This is a genomic window from Streptomyces sp. NPDC059897 (assembly GCF_042730865.1).
GTDB lineage: Bacteria > Actinomycetota > Actinomycetes > Streptomycetales > Streptomycetaceae > Streptomyces.
The window spans coordinates 136,188-152,448 of sequence record NZ_JBHWKQ010000010.1 but is presented as its reverse complement, the minus strand read 5'-3'; the positions used below and the strand labels follow the sequence as shown (position 1 = coordinate 152,448).

General features: G+C 69.3%; 17 protein-coding genes. 1 reads left to right on the top strand and 16 read right to left on the bottom strand.

The annotated features are described in order from the left end of the window. Nucleotides 1-161: 161 nt before the first annotated feature. The 12 genes from ACFV9W_RS14230 to ACFV9W_RS14175 form a co-directional block, all read right to left on the bottom strand. Nucleotides 162-2,972: a DEAD/DEAH box helicase gene (locus ACFV9W_RS14230; RefSeq protein ID WP_385759661.1), complete on the bottom strand. Its 2,811-nt coding sequence runs from the start codon at nt 2,970-2,972 to the stop codon at nt 162-164. A 43-nt stretch (nt 2,973-3,015) separates the two neighbouring features. Next, nucleotides 3,016-3,930, bottom strand: coding sequence for a diacylglycerol kinase (locus tag ACFV9W_RS14225; RefSeq protein WP_385759659.1), 915 nt, complete (start codon nt 3,928-3,930; stop codon nt 3,016-3,018). Between the two features lie 42 nt (nt 3,931-3,972). Next, on the bottom strand, nt 3,973-4,947 hold the full coding sequence (gene tatC, locus ACFV9W_RS14220) for a twin-arginine translocase subunit TatC (protein WP_385759656.1): 975 nt from the start codon (nt 4,945-4,947) through the stop codon (nt 3,973-3,975). A 51-nt stretch (nt 4,948-4,998) separates the two neighbouring features. Continuing rightward, nucleotides 4,999-5,289, bottom strand: coding sequence for a Sec-independent protein translocase subunit TatA (gene tatA, locus ACFV9W_RS14215; RefSeq protein ID WP_385759653.1), 291 nt, complete (start codon nt 5,287-5,289; stop codon nt 4,999-5,001). Nucleotides 5,290-5,549: 260 nt separating this feature from the next. After that, nucleotides 5,550-5,747: a hypothetical protein gene (locus tag ACFV9W_RS14210; RefSeq protein WP_385759650.1), complete on the bottom strand. Its 198-nt coding sequence runs from the start codon at nt 5,745-5,747 to the stop codon at nt 5,550-5,552. A 9-nt stretch (nt 5,748-5,756) separates the two neighbouring features. Further along, nucleotides 5,757-6,002 (bottom strand): hypothetical protein, encoded by a 246-nt coding sequence (locus tag ACFV9W_RS14205; protein ID WP_385759647.1) that lies wholly within the window; start codon nt 6,000-6,002, stop codon nt 5,757-5,759. Nucleotides 6,003-6,120: 118 nt separating this feature from the next. Continuing rightward, nucleotides 6,121-7,077, bottom strand: coding sequence for a helix-turn-helix transcriptional regulator (locus tag ACFV9W_RS14200; protein WP_385759644.1), 957 nt, complete (start codon nt 7,075-7,077; stop codon nt 6,121-6,123). Nucleotides 7,078-7,095: 18 nt separating this feature from the next. Further along, on the bottom strand, nt 7,096-8,049 hold the full coding sequence (locus ACFV9W_RS14195) for a helix-turn-helix transcriptional regulator (protein ID WP_385759642.1): 954 nt from the start codon (nt 8,047-8,049) through the stop codon (nt 7,096-7,098). A 129-nt stretch (nt 8,050-8,178) separates the two neighbouring features. Next, the gene (locus ACFV9W_RS14190; RefSeq protein WP_385759639.1) at nt 8,179-8,553 is read right to left on the bottom strand and encodes an FKBP-type peptidyl-prolyl cis-trans isomerase; all 375 of its coding nucleotides are present in this window, start codon (nt 8,551-8,553) and stop codon (nt 8,179-8,181) included. 75 nt (nt 8,554-8,628) lie between these two features. Beyond that, complete coding sequence (locus ACFV9W_RS14185; protein ID WP_385759636.1) at nt 8,629-9,639, bottom strand: FKBP-type peptidyl-prolyl cis-trans isomerase; 1,011 nt, start codon at nt 9,637-9,639, stop codon at nt 8,629-8,631. A gap of 154 nt (nt 9,640-9,793) precedes the next feature. Continuing rightward, a complete protein-coding gene (pafA, locus tag ACFV9W_RS14180) occupies nt 9,794-11,155 on the bottom strand; it encodes a Pup--protein ligase (protein ID WP_385759633.1) in 1,362 nt (453 codons plus the stop codon). A 9-nt stretch (nt 11,156-11,164) separates the two neighbouring features. Beyond that, nucleotides 11,165-12,424: an MFS transporter gene (locus ACFV9W_RS14175; protein ID WP_385759631.1), complete on the bottom strand. Its 1,260-nt coding sequence runs from the start codon at nt 12,422-12,424 to the stop codon at nt 11,165-11,167. 119 nt (nt 12,425-12,543) lie between these two features. On the opposite strand from ACFV9W_RS14175, the gene ACFV9W_RS14170 reads away from it, so the two are divergent. Then, complete coding sequence (locus ACFV9W_RS14170) at nt 12,544-13,590, top strand: LacI family DNA-binding transcriptional regulator (RefSeq protein WP_385759628.1); 1,047 nt, start codon at nt 12,544-12,546, stop codon at nt 13,588-13,590. A gap of 70 nt (nt 13,591-13,660) precedes the next feature. Here the strand turns inward: ACFV9W_RS14170 and prcA are convergent, their stop codons facing one another. The 4 genes from prcA to ACFV9W_RS14150 form a co-directional block, all read right to left on the bottom strand. Continuing rightward, nucleotides 13,661-14,431 carry a proteasome subunit alpha gene (prcA, locus tag ACFV9W_RS14165; protein ID WP_385759625.1) on the bottom strand — a complete coding sequence of 257 codons (771 nt, stop codon included), beginning with the start codon at nt 14,429-14,431 and terminating at the stop codon, nt 13,661-13,663. Between the two features lie 62 nt (nt 14,432-14,493). Further along, a complete protein-coding gene (gene prcB, locus ACFV9W_RS14160; RefSeq protein WP_385759622.1) occupies nt 14,494-15,339 on the bottom strand; it encodes a proteasome subunit beta in 846 nt (281 codons plus the stop codon). Further along, nucleotides 15,291-15,881, bottom strand: a complete 591-nt coding sequence (locus tag ACFV9W_RS14155; RefSeq protein WP_385759620.1) for an endonuclease VII domain-containing protein — start codon at nt 15,879-15,881, stop codon at nt 15,291-15,293. The genes prcB and ACFV9W_RS14155 overlap by 49 nt, the downstream gene beginning before the upstream one ends. A gap of 6 nt (nt 15,882-15,887) precedes the next feature. Continuing rightward, a complete protein-coding gene (locus ACFV9W_RS14150) occupies nt 15,888-16,106 on the bottom strand; it encodes a ubiquitin-like protein Pup (protein WP_385759617.1) in 219 nt (72 codons plus the stop codon). Between the last annotated feature and the right edge of the window lie 155 nt (nt 16,107-16,261).

Genomic DNA, 16,261 nt, shown 5'->3' with positions numbered 1-16,261 from the left:
CCATAAATTCCCCCGCGCGGCCGCTTTCCCCAACTTTGCACATTGGGGGCCCGCGCCCCCCCCCCCCCCCCACCGCGGGGGGGGCCCCCCCTGGCATCCAGGTGGGCCCGCCGACGTACGTACCGCTTCCTCTTCCGCTTCCTCTTCCGCTCCGGGGCTGCCTAGCCCACCGAGGAGTAGGCGACGACTCCCCTGCGCACGGCGTCCACGGCCTTGCGCGCGTTGCGCCCCACCGTCGAGCCCTCCGTGGGCGCGGCCGCCGCGATCTGTCCCAGCACGTCGATGACCTGCTTGCACCAGCGCACGAAGTCGCCGGCCGGCATCTCGGCCTCCCGCAGCACCTCGTCGAGCCCCTTGCCGGAGGCCCACTGGTACGCGATCCAGGCGAAGCCGAGGTCGGGCTCGCGCTGGCCGACGCCCTCCGCCTGGTTGATCCGGAACTCCTCCTCCAAGGCGTCGAGCCGACCCCAGATCCGCACCATCTCGCCGAGCGCCGCCTTGGCCTTGCCGGTCGGCAGCTTGGGCGCCATCGCGTCGTCCGCGACACGCGCCTCGAACACCAACGCCGAGACGCACGCCGCGAGTTCGGCCGGGTTCAGGTCCTCCCAGACGCCGTCCCGCAGGCACTCGCTGGCGAGCAGGTCCAGCTCGCCGTAGAGGCGGGCGAGCCGCTTGCCGTGCTCGGTCACCTCGTCGCCGCGCAGATAGTCCATCTCGGTGAGCAGCTTGACGATGCGGTCGAAGGTCCGCGCGATCGTGTTGGTGCGCCCCTCGATCCGGCGCTCCAGCTGCCCGGTGTCCCGCTTGAGCCGGTAGTAGCGCTCGGCCCAGCGCGCATGGTCCTCGCGGTCGGAGCAGCCGTGGCACGGATGCGCCCGCAGCTCGGCCCGCAGCCGCGTGATCTCCCGGTCGTCGGCGGCCTGCGAGCGGCCCTTCTTCTTGTGCCGGTCCGGCACGATGTGGCCGGCCTTGGTGCGCAGCGCGGAGGCGAGGTCACGCCGGGACTGCGGCGAGCGCGGGTTGAACGACTTCGGGATCCGCATCCGCTCCAGCGCCTCCACGGGCACCGGGAAGTCGATCGACGCGAGCCGCTTGACCTGCCGCTCGGCGGTCAGCACCAGCGGTCTCGGCCCGTCGTGGTGCTCGAACCCGCGGTGCCCGTTGGACCGGCCGGCCGGAATGCCCGGGTCGAGCACGAGCGCGAGGCCCGCGAACTTCCCCGTCGGCACATGGATGACGTCGCCGGGCTTCAGCTTCTCCAGCGCGGCCGCCGCCTGCGCGCGCCGCTGCGCCGCGCCCTGCTTGGCCAACTCGGTCTCGCGGTCCTTGAGTTCGCGCCGCAGCCGGGCGTACTCCTCGAAGTCGCCGAGGTGGCAGGTCATGGACTCCTTGTAGCCCTCGAGCCCCTCCTCGTTCTTCTGCACCTGCCGCGAGATGCCGACGACCGAGCGGTCCGCCTGGAACTGGGCGAAGGAGGTCTCCAGGAGCTCCCTGGACCGGTGCCGGCCGAACTGCTCGACCAGGTTCACCGCCATGTTGTACGAGGGCCGGAAGCTCGACTTGAGCGGGTACGTGCGCGTGCCCGCGAGTCCCGCCAGGTACTCGGGGCTGAAGCCGCGCTGCCACAGCACCACGGCATGGCCCTCGACATCGATGCCACGCCGGCCCGCGCGGCCCGTGAGCTGGGTGTACTCGCCGGGCGTGATGTCCGCGTGCTGCTCGCCGTTCCACTTGACGAGCTTCTCCAACACCACCGACCTGGCGGGCATGTTGATGCCGAGCGCCAGCGTCTCGGTCGCGAAGACGGCCTTCACCAGGCCGCGCACGAACAGCTCCTCGACGACCTCCTTGAACGTCGGCAGCATGCCCGCGTGGTGTGCGGCGATGCCGCGCTCCAGGCCTTCGAGCCACTCGAAGTAGCCGAGGACGTGCAGGTCCTCGTCGGGAATCGACGCCGTGCGCTCCTCGACTATCGAGCGGACCTCGGCCCGCGCGTCCTCGTCGTTGAGCCGCAGGCCCGCGTACAGGCACTGCTGGACGGCGGCCTCGCAGGCGGCGCGGCTGAAGATGAACGTGATGGCGGGCAGCAGGCCCTCGGAGTCGAGCCGCTCGATGACCTCGGGGCGGCCCGGCGTCCAGATCCGGGAGCGCTGTCTGCGCTCCCGCTCCCTGTCGGCCTCGCGCATGTGCCGCCCGCGTCTGCGGTCCTGGTACGAGGGGCGGCTGGCCTCCATGCGCGCCATCCGCGTCAGGTCGGGGTTGACCGCCTTCCTGCTGCCCTCGCCCTCCTCGAAGAGGTCGTACATCCGGCGCCCGGCGAGCACGTGCTGGAACAGCGGCACGGGCCGGTGCTCGGAGACGATCACCTCGGTGTCGCCGCGCACGGTGTCGAGCCAGTCGCCGAACTCCTCCGCGTTCGACACCGTCGCCGACAGGGAGACGAGTGTCACCGACTCCTGGAGGTGGATGATCACCTCTTCCCAGACGGCGCCGCGGAAGCGGTCGGAGAGGTAGTGCACCTCGTCCATCACGACGTAGCCGAGCCCGAGGAGCGACTGGGAGCCCGCGTAGAGCATGTTCCGCAGCACTTCGGTGGTCATGACGACCACGGGCGCGTCGCTGTTCACACTGTTGTCGCCCGTGAGCAGGCCGACCTTGTCCGCGCCGTAGCGCTTCGAGAGGTCCTGGTACTTCTGGTTCGACAGGGCCTTGATGGGGGTCGTGTAGAAACACTTCTTGCCCTGCTGCAGGGCAAGGTGTACGGCGAACTCGCCGACGATCGTCTTGCCGGAGCCGGTGGGCGCCGCGACCAGGACGCCCTTGCCCGCCTCCAGCGCCTGGCACGCCTCGATCTGGAAGGGGTCGAGGCCGAAGTCGTACATCTCGCGGAAGGTCGCGAGTGCGGTGGCCTGCTCGGCGGCCCGCTGACGGGCTGCCGCATACCGCTCGGCCGGGGAGAGGTCCTCTGTCATCGTGCTTTCCAGCCTACCGACGACCACTGACATCGGACGATCATTATCCGGCAAGGCCCCCGGCGGGGTCCCCGGCGAGGATCCGCACCGCCCCCGGCACGCACCGCGCGACCAGCGGCAACGCACCGACCGGCTCCCCGTCCGCGTAGCCCGTGATGCCCTCCGCGGCCAGCTCGACACGCGCGGCCCGGTGCACGCTCACCGCCGGGTGGTCGAGGTGGGTCCCCTTGTAGACGCGCGGGAACACCTTCAGCAGGGTCGTACGGGAGCACTCGCCGACCACGGTCACGTCGAAGAGGCCGTCGCTCATGTCGGCATCCGCGCAGATCCGCATGCCGCCCCCGTACGAGGTCCCGTTGCCGACGGCGATCAGGGTCGCGGGGACCTCGCGCACACGGCCGTCGTCGAGCGTCAGCTTGAACGGCACCGCCTTGAAGGTGGCCAGTTCAAGCGCGATCGCCAGGTCGTACTTGAAGCGGCCGAGCGGGAGCCGCATCCGGTTGCCCCGGTCGTTGACGCGGGAGTCGAAGCCGGAGGCGAGCACGGTGCCGAACCAGTGGTCGCCGATCCGGCCGAGGTCGATCTCGCGGGTCAGCGAGCCCTTCAGCGCGTCGGCGACGAGCCTCCCGGCCGCGGCCGGGTCGCGGATCGGGAGCCCGAGGGTGCGGGCGAAGTCGTTGCCGGTGCCCACCGCGACGATCCCGAGCGGCGTGTCGGTCCCGGCGACCGCCTGCAGCGCCAGGTTCACGAGGCCGTCCCCGCCGACGGCCACCAGCGCCCCGGTCCCCTCCGCCACCGCCGCACGCGCGCGTGCGAGGGCGTCGCCCGCGTCCGTGCCGACGACGGTGCGCACCTGGAAACCGGCGGCCCGCAAAGCCGAAGCGGCCGGCTGCGCAGCGTGTGCGCCCCGGCCGCGTCCCGCGGTGGGATTGACGAAGAGGGTGATCTCACAGCTCACGGGCGGACACTAACAAGTGCCCCGCTCCGAACCGGAGTTACCTCAGGTCACATCGTCGTAACCGTTGACCCGGTCCGTTCGGGTCGCCACGTCCCCGCGCTCGGAGGTCGCCTGCTCCGGCAGCGCCCGGCTCGCCGGGACGGACTCGATCTCGCCGATGTCCTCGGGCGTCAGGTCGAGCTCGGAGGCCTCGTCGTCATCGGGCCCCAGGGCCTCGCTCCGCCGCCTGCGCCGGTCGTTGAGCAGCGAGAAGAGCACCGCTCCGAAGTAGAGGACCCAGATGGGACCCGCGAGCGCCAGCATGGTCAGCGGGTCCGTGCTCGGCGTCGCGATGGCGGCGAACACCGTGATCCCCATGATCATCGCGCGCCACCAGCCGAGCATCCGCTTGCCGGTGATCGCGCCGATCAGGTTGAGGAAGATGAGCAGCAGCGGCAGCTCGAAGGCGAGGCCGAAGACGAGCACCATGCGCAGCACGAGGTCGAGCAGGTCGTCGAGCGGCAGCAGGTTCTGGGCATTGCCCGGAGTGAACTCGATGAGGACCTTCGCCGTCGTCGGCAGCACCGAGTAGGCGAAGTACGCGCCGGCGACGAAGAGCGGCGCGCCCGTGCCCACGAAGGCGTACGCGTACTTCTTCTCGTGCCGGTGCAGTCCGGGTGCCACGAAGCCCCAGAGCTGGAACAGCCAGACCGGGGATGCCGCCACGACACCGGCCATCAACGACACCTTCAGCGCGAGCGTGAAGGGGGTCAGCAGACCGTTGAGCGTGATCTGGGCGCAGGGCTTGTCCGACGAGGACTTCGCCAGCTCCGAGAACGACTGCTCGCAGCCGACCGAGTCGAGGATCGGCCGGGTGATCAGGTTGATGATGTCGTTGTAGAAGAACGCGGCGACGACCGTGATCGCGACGATGGCCAGGAGCGCCTTCGCGAGCCGGTTGCGGAGCTCACGCAGGTGCTCCGCGAGCGGCATCCGCCCCTCGGGATCCTTCTCCTGTTTGCGGGCAGACTTGAGCAACCCACGTCCTCATCTCGTGCGGCAGGCCGCCATGGCAGGGGCGGCCTTCGATCAGCTCTTGGTCGTCTGGTTCGTCTGCTCGTTCACGGGACGCGAGCTGTCCACGTCACCGGGGGCCGCCTTGATGGTGCGCTGCGCCGGCGTCGAGGCGTCCTGCGGCGGGTCGGAGGGCGCGGCCGACTTGTCGCCGCCCTCGCTCTTCATGGCCTTGGCCTCGCTCTTGAGGATGCGGGCGGACTTGCCCAGCGAACGCGCCATGTCGGGAAGCTTCTTCGCGCCGAACAGCAGAATGACCACTACGAGGATCAGGATGATCTCGGGTGCACCGAGCCTTCCGAACATATCCGTTTACCTTCTCACTGAGGCGGCAGGGGGCGGGGCTGCCGGTACCGATCGGACCTCGGACTGTTGTCCGACCACCGTGCTGGCAGCGATCGTATCCCGTGGGGGTAAACACGAGGCAATGCCCGTGCGTCCTCCCAATTGCGGACCGCGCCTCACTACCGGACCGCCAAAGGGAGCGTACCCGCCGACCCCGACAACGGGACAGGCCGCGGCGGTAAAGCGCTTTCCACGCTCCCGCCGAGGGCGCCGACGAGCCGTCAGGCCACGTCGCCGCCGGCCTTCGCGACGCCCACCGCAGCCCGCTCGAGGTCCTCCGCCGCACGGTTGATCCGCTGCGTGGTGTCGGCCACTTGACGCCCGAGGCGCTGCGCCTCGACGAAGACCCGCACCGCGAGGACCGCCAGCACGGCGAGCCCCACGAACCCCACAGCAACCGCCAGCATCGCCCAGAACATGCGCCGAGCCTAGACGGTCTGGTGGAGGCGCAGCGTGCGCACCCCGCCACCGGTGAGGAGTTCGATGATGCGTTCGCCCGCGGGCTTGCGCACCGAGGTCTCGCACTCGGGGCAGGTGAACGAGTAGAACGTGGTGCGGCTGCTGCCCCCGATCGCCAACCGGATCGCCGACGCGGCCAGTTCGAAGCGGGCGCGGCAGTCGGGGCAGGCGGCCCTGAAGACGACGGGCGCCACGGTGGACGCCGTGGCGGGCATTTCGGCAATGTCAGTGAAACCGGCCACACCAGTCATGTCACACACCTCGTACCTTTTGTCCGTTGTGCACCGTACGTCGCGCCGCGTCGCCGGGAATCCGGGGGCTCGCCCAACTCCCTCACGCCACCCCGTCGTACGCCGCGAGCGCCTGGCGCGCGGCGTCCCGCGCGCTGGTCGCCAGCTCGGCGGGCGCCACGATGTGTCCGTCCCTGCCGAGCCGCAGCGCGAGCCTGCGCAGCGAGGACGGGTCCGGCGTGCGCAGCGTGATCCGCAGCCCGCCGTCCGGCAGCTCCTCGGCGCTGTCGTGCGGGTAGTACTCGGCGACCCAGCGCCCGCCGGGACCGACCTCGACGACCACCTCGGGGTCCTCGGCCGCGGGCTGCACGAGCCCCTCGGACAGGTCCCGCAGCTCGACCTCCGGCGGCGCCGACGGCTCGTCCAGGACCTTGATCTCGGCGACCCGGTCGAGACGGAACGTCCGCCGCGCCTCCGAACGCCGGCACCACGCCTCTACGTAGGTGTGGCCCACGCTCACGAGCCGGATCGGGTCGATCTCCCGCTCGGTCACCTCGTCCCGCGCGGGCGAGTAGTAGCGGATCCACAGCCGGCGCCGCTCCGAGATCGCCCGGTCGACGTCCGCGAAGACGCCGCCCTCCGACTCGAAGGTGACACTCAGGCGCGCGCTCGCACCGGCGACCTCACCGGCCGCGGCCTCCAGCTTCGCGGTCGCCCGCAGCAGCGCGAGCCGGTCGCTCTCCCGCAGCCCCGGCAGCGTCGCCACCGCGCGGGCCGCCACAAGGAGCGCCGTCGCCTCGTCGGCCGCGATCCGCAGCGGCTCCGCGACATCGTCGGGGTTGTGCCACCAGATGCGGTCGCCGTCGGTGTCGATGTCCAGCAGATCGCCGCCGCGGAAGCTCGTCCCGCACAGCGGCAGCACGTCCAGGTCGGAGATCAGCTCGTCCTCGGTGATGCCGAACGCCCGCGCGACATCCTCCACGCGCGCGCCGGGGCGCTCACGCAGATACGTCACCAGGGACAACATCCGCCGGGTCTGGTCAATGGCGTTGGAAGCCATGCTTGTACGTACTCCCCCTCAGCCCTTGGCCACGGCGCGCAGCCGGTCCACGACATCGGCCCGCAGCTCGGCGGGCTCCAGCACCACCACGTCCGGGCCGAACTCCACGAGCCAGGCGTCGAGCCCGTGCCCGTACGGGATCTCCACCTCGTCCCAGCCGTCACCGAGCTCGCGCACGGAGGCGGCCTTGGCGCGCAGCGGATAGCCCGCTCCCGCCCGCAGCCTGATCAGCGCGGAGCGGTCGGCGGTCTCCCCCGCCCAGCTCGCCACGGTCTCCCGCACGGTCACCACGTCCGGCACCCGCGCCTTGAACTGTCCGGCCCGGGAGCGCACCTTGCCGGTGATCCGGGACAGCCGGAACACCCGCTCGGCCTGCCGGTCGCGGTCGAAGCCCGCGAGGTACCAGTGGCCGCGCCAGCACTCCAGGGCCCACGGCTCGACGTGCCGCTGCTCGGGCCGGGCGGCCGTGGCCTTGCGGTAGTCGAAGACGACGGGGCGCCGGTCGCGGCAGGCCAGCATCAGCGGCTCGAAGGACGCCTCGTGCGCCGGGATCCGCGGCTCGAGCGCGCCATGGCTCTCGTACGGGTCCATTTCCTCGGGCATCCCGGCCGCGCGCAGCTTCTGCAGGGCGCCGCTCGCCGCTCCCGCGAGGCGGGCCTGCTGCCAGACCTTCGCGGCGAGACCGAGGGCGGCGGCCTCCTCAGCGTCGAGCGTGACGGGCGGCAGCCGGTTGCTGTCGCGGCCGGCCAGATAGCCGACCTCGCCGTCCAGGTTCTCCACGGTCTCGATGACCAGGCCGAGTTCGCGCAGATCGTCCTTGTCGCGCTCGAACATCCGGTTGAAGGAATCGTCGCTGCCCGCCTCGAGATAGGCCTCGATGGATCCGCGCAGCTCACGCTTGCTCAGCGGGCGCCGCGTTCCGAGCAGACACAGCGCCAGATTCATCAGCCGCTCGGCCTTGGCAATCGCCATCGACGCCCTCTCCTCAGGTGACTCCCGACGGACGACCGTACCGCTCGGGCGTGTCCTGGCAAAAGCCGAAGGCCCATGCCAGGAGGCATGGGCCTTCGGTTGACCGCTTGCGGTCGGAGTGTGACTGACTCAGACGCCCATCAGGTCACACACGAAGATCAGCGTCTCGCCGGGGGCGATGCGGCCGCCACCGGCGCCACGGTCGCCGTACGCGAGGTGCGCCGGGATGGTCAGCCGACGGCGGCCGCCGACCTTCATGCCCTGCACGCCCTTGTCCCAGCCCGCGATGACCTGACCGGCGCCGAGCTGGAACTCCAGCGGGTTGCCCCGGTTCCAGGAGGCGTCGAACTCCTCGCCGGTGGAGAAGGACACACCCACGTAGTGGACCTTCACGAAGTCGCCGGCCTTGGCGACGGCCCCGTCGCCCTCCCAGATCTCCTCGATCTGGAGGTCCGTCGGTGCGTCACCGATCGGGAAGTCGACCTCGGGCTTGTCGATGTTCACGTGAAGCGCTCCTGCTTGTTGACTGCTCTGCAACCGGGACAGTCTGCCATCTTCCCCGGCGCGGTGCGCGACGGCTCAGTGCGCGGCGAGGATGTCCACCGTGAAGACCAGCGTCGAGTTGGCCGGCAGGGTCTTGCCCTGGGCCTTCTTGCCGTACGCCTGCTCCGGCGGGATCACCAGGAGCACCCGGTCACCGACGTGCTTGCCGACGAGACCCTCGTCCCAGCCCTTGATGACCCGGCCGGCACCGATCGGCGTCGTGAACGGCTGACCGCTCTTCCAGGACGAGTCGAACAGCTCGGCCTTCTTCTTGCCCTCGTTGATCTTCCAGGCGGCACCGCTGTACTGCATGGTGACCGTCTGGCCCTTCTTGACCTCGTCGCCCTTGCCCTGGATCAGGACCTTGTCGACCAGCTCCTTCGGCGGGTCGCTCTTCGGGATCGAGATCGTCGCGGGCTCTTCCTTGTCGGCCTGGATCTGCGGCAGGTCCGACGGGATCGAGGCCTGCTTGCCCTCGGCCTTCTTCGGGATGACCTTGCCCACGTCGAGGGCGAAGACGAGCGTGTCCGAGCCCTTGATGCCCACCTGCTGGTTGCCCTGGCTGCCGAAGCCCGCGGCGGGCGGCGCCACGACGAGGACCCGGCTGCCCTCCTTCTGCCCGAGCACGGCCTGCGAGAACGCCGGAAGCTGACCCTCGGCGCCCGCGGTCACCATCTGGTCACCACCGCCCTGCGCGCCGTACGTGGAGCCGAGGTCCTTGCCGCCTTTCCAGACCTTGCCGGTGAAGTTCATCGACACCAGGTCGTTCTTCTTCACCGCCGGGCCGTCGCCCTGGGACAGCGTGTGCACGACGAACTTGTCGCTCGGGTCGCCCTTCGGCAGCGAGATCTTCGCCTGCTTGCCGTACGCCCCCGACACCTTCGGCATCGGGTCGGCCTTGTCGACCGGCTTCGGTACCGCGGCCGCCTTCGACGAGGACGAGTCGGCCTTGTCCGCCGAATCCTTCTTGCCGTCGTCGCTGCCGCAAGCCGTCGCGGTCAGCGCCAGTGCCGGCACGATCAGTAGAGCTGCAAGTCGGCGTCGCACAGTGGTCCTCAAGTCGCTCGAATGGGGTCCGGCCACTCTAGGCCCTCCCCCTGTCGATCCAAGTCATTCCAAGGGGCGGCCAGGGGCCTCGTACGAATGATTCGTACGAGGCCCCTGGCCGGATTGCTCAGCGTGTACGCCGACATACCGGCGATCACATACCGGCGATCAACTTCTCCACCCGATCGTCCACACTGCGGAACGGGTCCTTGCACAGCACCGTGCGCTGCGCCTGATCGTTCAGTTTCAGATGCACCCAGTCGACCGTGAAGTCACGGCGCTGCTCCTGGGCACGGCGAATGAAGTCACCGCGCAACCTCGCGCGCGTGGTCTGCGGAGGCACCGACTTGCCCTCGAAGATCTTCAGATCGTTGCAGATCCGCTTGGCCTGGCCCTTCTTCTCCAGGAGGTAGTAGAGACCGCGCTGCCGGTGGATGTCGTGATACGCGAGGTCTATCTGCGCGACCCTCGGGTGCGACATCGTCATGTTGTGCTTCGCGCGGTACCGCTCGATGAGCTTGTACTTCATGACCCAGTCGATCTCGGTGCCGACCCGGTCCAGGTCCTCGCTCTCGATGGCGTCGAGCGTGCGACCCCACAGCTCGAGAACCTGCTCCACGGTGCCGCTGCGAATACCCCTGCGCTCGCAGAAGTCCACGGCCTTCTCGTAGTACTCGCGCTGCACCTCGAGGGCCGAGGCCTCCCGGCCACTGGCGAGCCGTACCTTGCGGCGGCCCGTGATGTCGTGACTCACCTCGCGGATCGCCCGGATCGGGTTCTCCAGGGTGAGGTCGCGCATCACCGTGCCCGCCTCGATCATGCGCAGCACGAGGTCCGTGGCGCCGACCTTGAGGAGCATCGTCGTCTCGGACATGTTCGAGTCGCCGACGATGACGTGCAGCCGGCGGTAGCGCTCGGCGTCCGCGTGCGGTTCGTCCCTGGTGTTGATGATCGGCCGGGAACGCGTCGTCGCGGAACTGACGCCCTCCCAGATGTGCTCGGCACGCTGGCTCACGCAGTACACGGCACCGCGCGGGGTCTGCAGGACCTTGCCCGCACCGCACAGCAACTGCCTTGTGACCAGGAAGGGGATGAGAATGTCCGCGAGCCGCGAGAACTCCCCGTGCCGCGCCACCAAGTAGTTCTCATGGCAGCCGTAGGAGTTACCCGCCGAGTCGGTGTTGTTCTTGAACAGGTATACGTCGCCCGCGATTCCCTCCTCGTGCAGGCGGCGTTCGGCGTCGACGAGCAGGCCTTCCAGAATGCGCTCGCCCGCCTTGTCGTGCGTGACCAACTCGGTCACGTTGTCACATTCGGGAGTTGCGTATTCCGGATGTGACCCGACATCAAGGTAAAGGCGGGCGCCGTTCCGCAGAAAGACATTGCTGCTGCGGCCCCATGACACGACACGGCGGAAGAGGTACCGCGCCACCTCGTCAGGAGACAGGCGGCGCTGTCCCCTGAACGTACACGTGACGCCGTACTCGTTCTCCAGCCCGAAAATGCGGCGGTCCATGACTGAACATTACGCCCGATCCCCCGAGCTGAAACGGGGTTCGACGGCACGGTTTGGATCATTTTCCGACGAGCGTGCGACACGCCCGGACGTGCGCGGCTCCCCCAGGACCCGAGCCGTTGAAAGCAGCACGACCAGTGCAAGCGCGCCAGTGGCCGCGGGAACGGCGAACCCCCACCGCGTGCCGGCCCACTCGACGACCGGGCCCGCCACGGCCGTTCCCACGCTGGAGCCGACCATGAACGTCGTCACGAGCCACGAGAACGCCTCCGTCACCGTGCCGCGCGGCGCGTGCCGGTCCACGACGATGAACGCGCACGCGATGCACGGCGCCAGGAACACGCCCGCCACCACCATCAGGGCCACCATCGCGACCGGCCCCGGCATCAGGACCAACGGCACGTAGAACAACGCCAGCAGCGCCACCAGCCACCGAAGCCGCGTCTCCGGAGCGCCGCTCCACCGGCGTGCCCCGTAGACGCTGCCGCCCACCAGAGCACCCAGCCCGATCGCCGCCATCAGCCAGCCGTAGACGGCGTCGCCGCCCCGCCCCTCCGCGTACGACATCGCCGCCACGGTGATCGAACCGAGCGCGGTCCCGATGAACAGGAAGGCGACGAGCAGGACCAGCAGCCCCGGTGAACGCAGCGCCCCCAGCCAGTGCGCCTCGCGCGGCGCCGACCGCCACGCGCGCGAAGGCTTCGACAGCACCACGGAGAGCGCGCCAAGCACACCGATCACATTGAGCACCACGAGCGCGGCCTGCGCCGACCACAGCGACACGCACAGCGTCACCAGCAACGGCCCGACCGTGAACATGACTTCCTGCGCGATCGCATCCATCGCGTACGCCGTGTGCACCTGCTCCTCGCGCGCCAGCACACTCGGCCACAGCGCGCGCAGGCCACCCTCCAGCGGCGGCGTGAACAGCCCGGCCAGGGCCATCGCCGCGTACGCCAACGGCAGCGAGTCCGTCCCGACGAACGCGAAGACCGTCATCGCGAGCCCCGACAGGACCGCCGCGGGCAACTGCACCCTCGGCTGGCCCCGCAGGTCGACGAGCCGGCCGAGGAGCGGCTGCCCGATCGCGTTCGCCACCCCGTACACCGCCGCGAGCGCGCCCGCCAGGCTGTACGTGCCGCCCTCGGCCCGGACGAAGAGCACGACGGCGATCGGGGCGGTGGCATTGGGCAGCCGCCCCACCAACGTCCCCGTCAGCAGCCGCATCGCGTGCCGCGCCCTGAGGATCTCCGCATAGCCCGCGGCCATCGCCCCGCCCCCGTCCGAAGTTTTACGTATAACGTCTCGGGGTTATACGTACCACGTGCCCGGCGGGCAGAGCCACCCGATAACGTCGAGCACCTGGAACGACACCCACGGAGGCACCAGTGACCAGCGGCCCGGACGGCACCACGACCGCCCGCCCCACCAGCAGAGACGTCGCCCGCGCCGCCGGCGTCTCCCAGGCCGCCGTCTCACTCGTCATGGGCGGCAAATGGCGCGGCCGGGTGTCCGAGACCACCGCCGAGCGCGTACGCGCCACCGCCGAGCACCTCGGCTACCGGCCCAACCTCGCCGCCCGCAACCTCCGCACCGGCCGCACCCGCACCGCCCTCCTCGTCGTCCCCGCACTCACCAACGAGTTCTTCGCCGGCGTCTACACGGGCGCTGCCCGCATCGCCGCACAGCACGACTTCGGCGTCGTCCTCTACCCCTCACCCGAAGGCACCGGCCCCGCCCGCGACCCCTTCCCCTCCGCCCGCGCCGCCCTCGACGGCATCCTCGCCTCCTCCATGGCCGCCGACGCCCTCACCGACCTGCGCGGAGCCGACACTCCCGCCATCCCCCTCGTCATGCTCGACAGCGACCCCGCGGGCAGCCCCGGCGACACCACTGTCAACCTCGACCTCGCCGACGGCATCCGGCAGATCACCGACCACCTGCTGGAATTCGGCCACCGGAACTTCCTCCACCTCGCCTCCGCCGTCGAATCGTGGACCTTCGACGTCCGCGCCCGCGAACTCGCCCACCGCACCGCGCAATTGCCCGGCACCACCGTGCGCACCGTCCGCTCCCCGCTCACCGTCGAGGACGCCGTCACCGCCACCGAAACCGCGCTGCGCACCTCCGGCCTCACCGAACCCACCGCCATCGTCTGCGACGACGACAAGCTCGCCGCCGGCGCCTACAAGGCCGCCCGGCGCATGGGCCTGCGCATCCCCGACGACCTCTCCATCACCGGCTTCGACGACCTCACCCTCGCCACCGCGATCGAACCCGAACTCACCACCGTCCGCCTCCCGGCCGAAGACGTCGGCGCACACGGCATGCGCGCACTCCTCGCCGTCCTCGACGGCCACGAAGCCGACACAGCCCCGCTCCCCGTCGAACTGATCGTGCGCGGCTCCACAGGGCCCGCCGCGCCCCGCCCCTGACACACGTGTGCCCCGGCCGGTTCACCAACCGGCCGGGGCACACGACACGCTACGAGCTACGCGTTCTCGACTACTTGTCCTCGGAAGGACCCTCGTCGTCGGACACCGCCTCCGACTCGGCCTCCGTCGTCGCGGCAGCCCCCTCGGCCGTGAGCAGGTTCGACAGCTGCCGGCCCACGATCCGCTTGAACTTCCGCTGCTGCGGCCTCGTACGGTCCAGGACCGCCACCTCCAGGCGCTCCGCGGGAATCTCCCGCTCGCCCCCATTGGTGTCCCGCGACAGCGCCGTCACCGCCAGCTTCAACGCCTCCGACAGCGTCATACCGTCACGGTGCTGCTGATCCAGGTAATTGCTGATCTGCTCCGCACTGCCACCGACCGCCACCGAGCCGTGCTCGTCGACGATCGAACCGTCGTGCGGAAGCCGGTAGATCTGATCACCCTCGGCCGACTGCCCGACCTCGGCGACCACCAACTCCACCTCGTACGGCTTCTCCCCCGCGCTGGAGAAGATCGTGCCCAGCGTCTGCGCATACACATTCGCCAGACCACGAGCCGTCACATCATCACGGTCGTACGTGTAACCCCGCAGATCCGCGTAGCGCACACCGCCGATCCGAAGGTTCTCGTACTCGTTGTACTTACCGGCGGCCGCGAAGCCGATCCGGTCATAGATCTCGCTGAACTTGTGCAGAGCACGGGACGGGTTCTCGCCGACGAACACGATGCCATCGGCGTACTGCAGCACGACAAGGCTGCGACCGCGAGCGATGCCCTTGCGCGCGTACTCCGCGCGGTCGGCCATCGCCTGCTGGGGTGAGACATAGAACGGCGTCGACACCGGCTATCCGTCCCTTTCTGTCAGTGGCTCGATGAGTAGGCAACCAAAGGAGACCGGGCCGGCTAGAGCAGAGCGGCCCGCGGGCCGTCCGGCTGCTCCATGCGGCGCTCCAGGATCGACCGGGCGATCGCGGACGACTCGTCGTCCGACAGCCGCCGGAACCCGTCCTCGGTGATCACCGTGACGATCGGGAAGATCCGCCGGGCCATGTCGGGACCACCGGTCGCCGAGTCGTCGTCCGCCGCGTCGTACAGCGCCTGAACGACCAGCGTCGTCGCCTGCTCCTCCGTCAGATCCTCGCGGTAGAGCTTCTTCATCGCCCCACGCGCGAACACCGAACCGGAACCGGTCGCGGCGAAACCGTGCTCCTCGCTGCGGCCGCCCGTGACGTCGTACGAGAAGATCCGACCCCTCTCACGATCCACGTCATAACCCGCGAACAGCGGCACCACGGCCAGCCCCTGCATGGCCATACCGAGATTCGACCGGATCATGGTCGACAACCGGTTCGCCTTGCCCTCCAACGACAGCTGCGCACCCTCGACCTTCTCGAAGTGCTCCAGCTCCAACTGGAAGAGCTTCACCATCTCGACGGCCAGACCGGCGGTGCCGGCGATACCCACGGCCGAGTACTCGTCCGCCGGGAAGACCTTCTCGATGTCGCGCTGCGCGATCACATTCCCCATCGTGGCCCGCCGGTCACCGGCGAGCACGACGCCGCCGGGGAAGGTGATGGACACGATGGTCGTGCCGTGCGGGGCCTCGATGACGCCCTGCGTCGGCGGCAACTGCCGGTTGCCCGGCAGGATTTCGGGCTGGTGCTCGGACAGGAAGTCCATGAACGACGACGACCCGGGCGTCAGGAAGGCAGCCGGTAGACGCCCGGTGCTACGAGGGTTGGCTTCCACGCGTTTCCTTCCAAGTAGGCTGCGGCCCGACGGACGGTGTCGGGATCGTCTCCCAACTTGCCGATGGCCGAATTGCAGTTGAAGCACAGTACGCCACGGACCCTACCCGTCTCGTGGCAATGATCCACATGTACTGCCGGGGCATTCAGGCAGATCACGCAGATACCCACCTGCGAGGCGACCATCTCGTCACGCTGGGCCTCCGTGAGGCCGTAATTGCGCTTGAGGTGATCCTGTCTCCCCTGGATGGCCCGACACGCCTTGCATTTGGTCGACAGCCCGTCGGATGCACTCGCATTGCGGTGCCACTCGGCGTGCGGCTTGATCTCACCGCACGTGCGGCACAGCTTGTGCCCTTCCGGGACGTCCACCTTCTCGCGCACACTCTTGCCAAGAGTTTCCTGGCGGCGCTTGTAGAACGCTGCGGCACATTCGCGGCAATTGGCCTGGAGCCCATCGGGCCGTGACCGATTGACCGCGAACGTGCTCACAGGCAGTGACTCCTGACAGCTAGAGCACTTCTTCACCGTCGAATCGGACATTGCATCCTATTGCCCACCCTTTTGGACAAATGACCTCACGAAGTCCTCTGCGTTCTCCTCCAAGACGTCGTCGATCTCGTCCAGAACCGAGTCGACGTCATCGCTCAGCTTCTCCTGGCGCTCCTTGAGGTCCTCGGTCGACTGCTCGTCGACCTGCTGCTCCTCGACCTCCTCGGTGGAGCGCGTCGCCTTCTGCTGTCCGCCGCCGGTGTCCTTGGTTGCCATGTCCAGCTCACCCCGCTCGGTTCGACATCCACGCCGTGGACGACGTGGTTCGCTCAGGTCGTTCGTGATCAGAACCCTACGCGTCGGCTCTGACATCGGCCCCGCACTTTGTGCAACGTGCGGGGCCCACCTCTGTGATTCCCCTGCCGCCGACT

Bases quoted from the DNA above. Each gene is read 5' to 3' on its own strand.
- ACFV9W_RS14230 (WP_385759661.1), bottom strand. From the start codon at position 2,972: ATGACAGAGGACCTCTCCCCGGCCGAGCGGTATGCGGCAGCCCGTCAG.
- tatA (WP_385759653.1), bottom strand. From the start codon at position 5,289: ATGTTCGGAAGGCTCGGTGCACCCGAGATCATCCTGATCCTCGTAGTG.
- ACFV9W_RS14210 (WP_385759650.1), bottom strand. From the start codon at position 5,747: ATGTTCTGGGCGATGCTGGCGGTTGCTGTGGGGTTCGTGGGGCTCGCC.
- ACFV9W_RS14205 (WP_385759647.1), bottom strand. From the start codon at position 6,002: ATGCCCGCCACGGCGTCCACCGTGGCGCCCGTCGTCTTCAGGGCCGCC.
- ACFV9W_RS14200 (WP_385759644.1), bottom strand. From the start codon at position 7,077: ATGGCTTCCAACGCCATTGACCAGACCCGGCGGATGTTGTCCCTGGTG.
- ACFV9W_RS14195 (WP_385759642.1), bottom strand. From the start codon at position 8,049: ATGGCGATTGCCAAGGCCGAGCGGCTGATGAATCTGGCGCTGTGTCTG.
- pafA (WP_385759633.1), bottom strand. From the start codon at position 11,155: ATGGACCGCCGCATTTTCGGGCTGGAGAACGAGTACGGCGTCACGTGT.
- ACFV9W_RS14175 (WP_385759631.1), bottom strand. From the start codon at position 12,424: ATGGCCGCGGGCTATGCGGAGATCCTCAGGGCGCGGCACGCGATGCGG.
- ACFV9W_RS14155 (WP_385759620.1), bottom strand. From the start codon at position 15,881: ATGTCCGATTCGACGGTGAAGAAGTGCTCTAGCTGTCAGGAGTCACTG.
- ACFV9W_RS14150 (WP_385759617.1), bottom strand. From the start codon at position 16,106: ATGGCAACCAAGGACACCGGCGGCGGACAGCAGAAGGCGACGCGCTCC.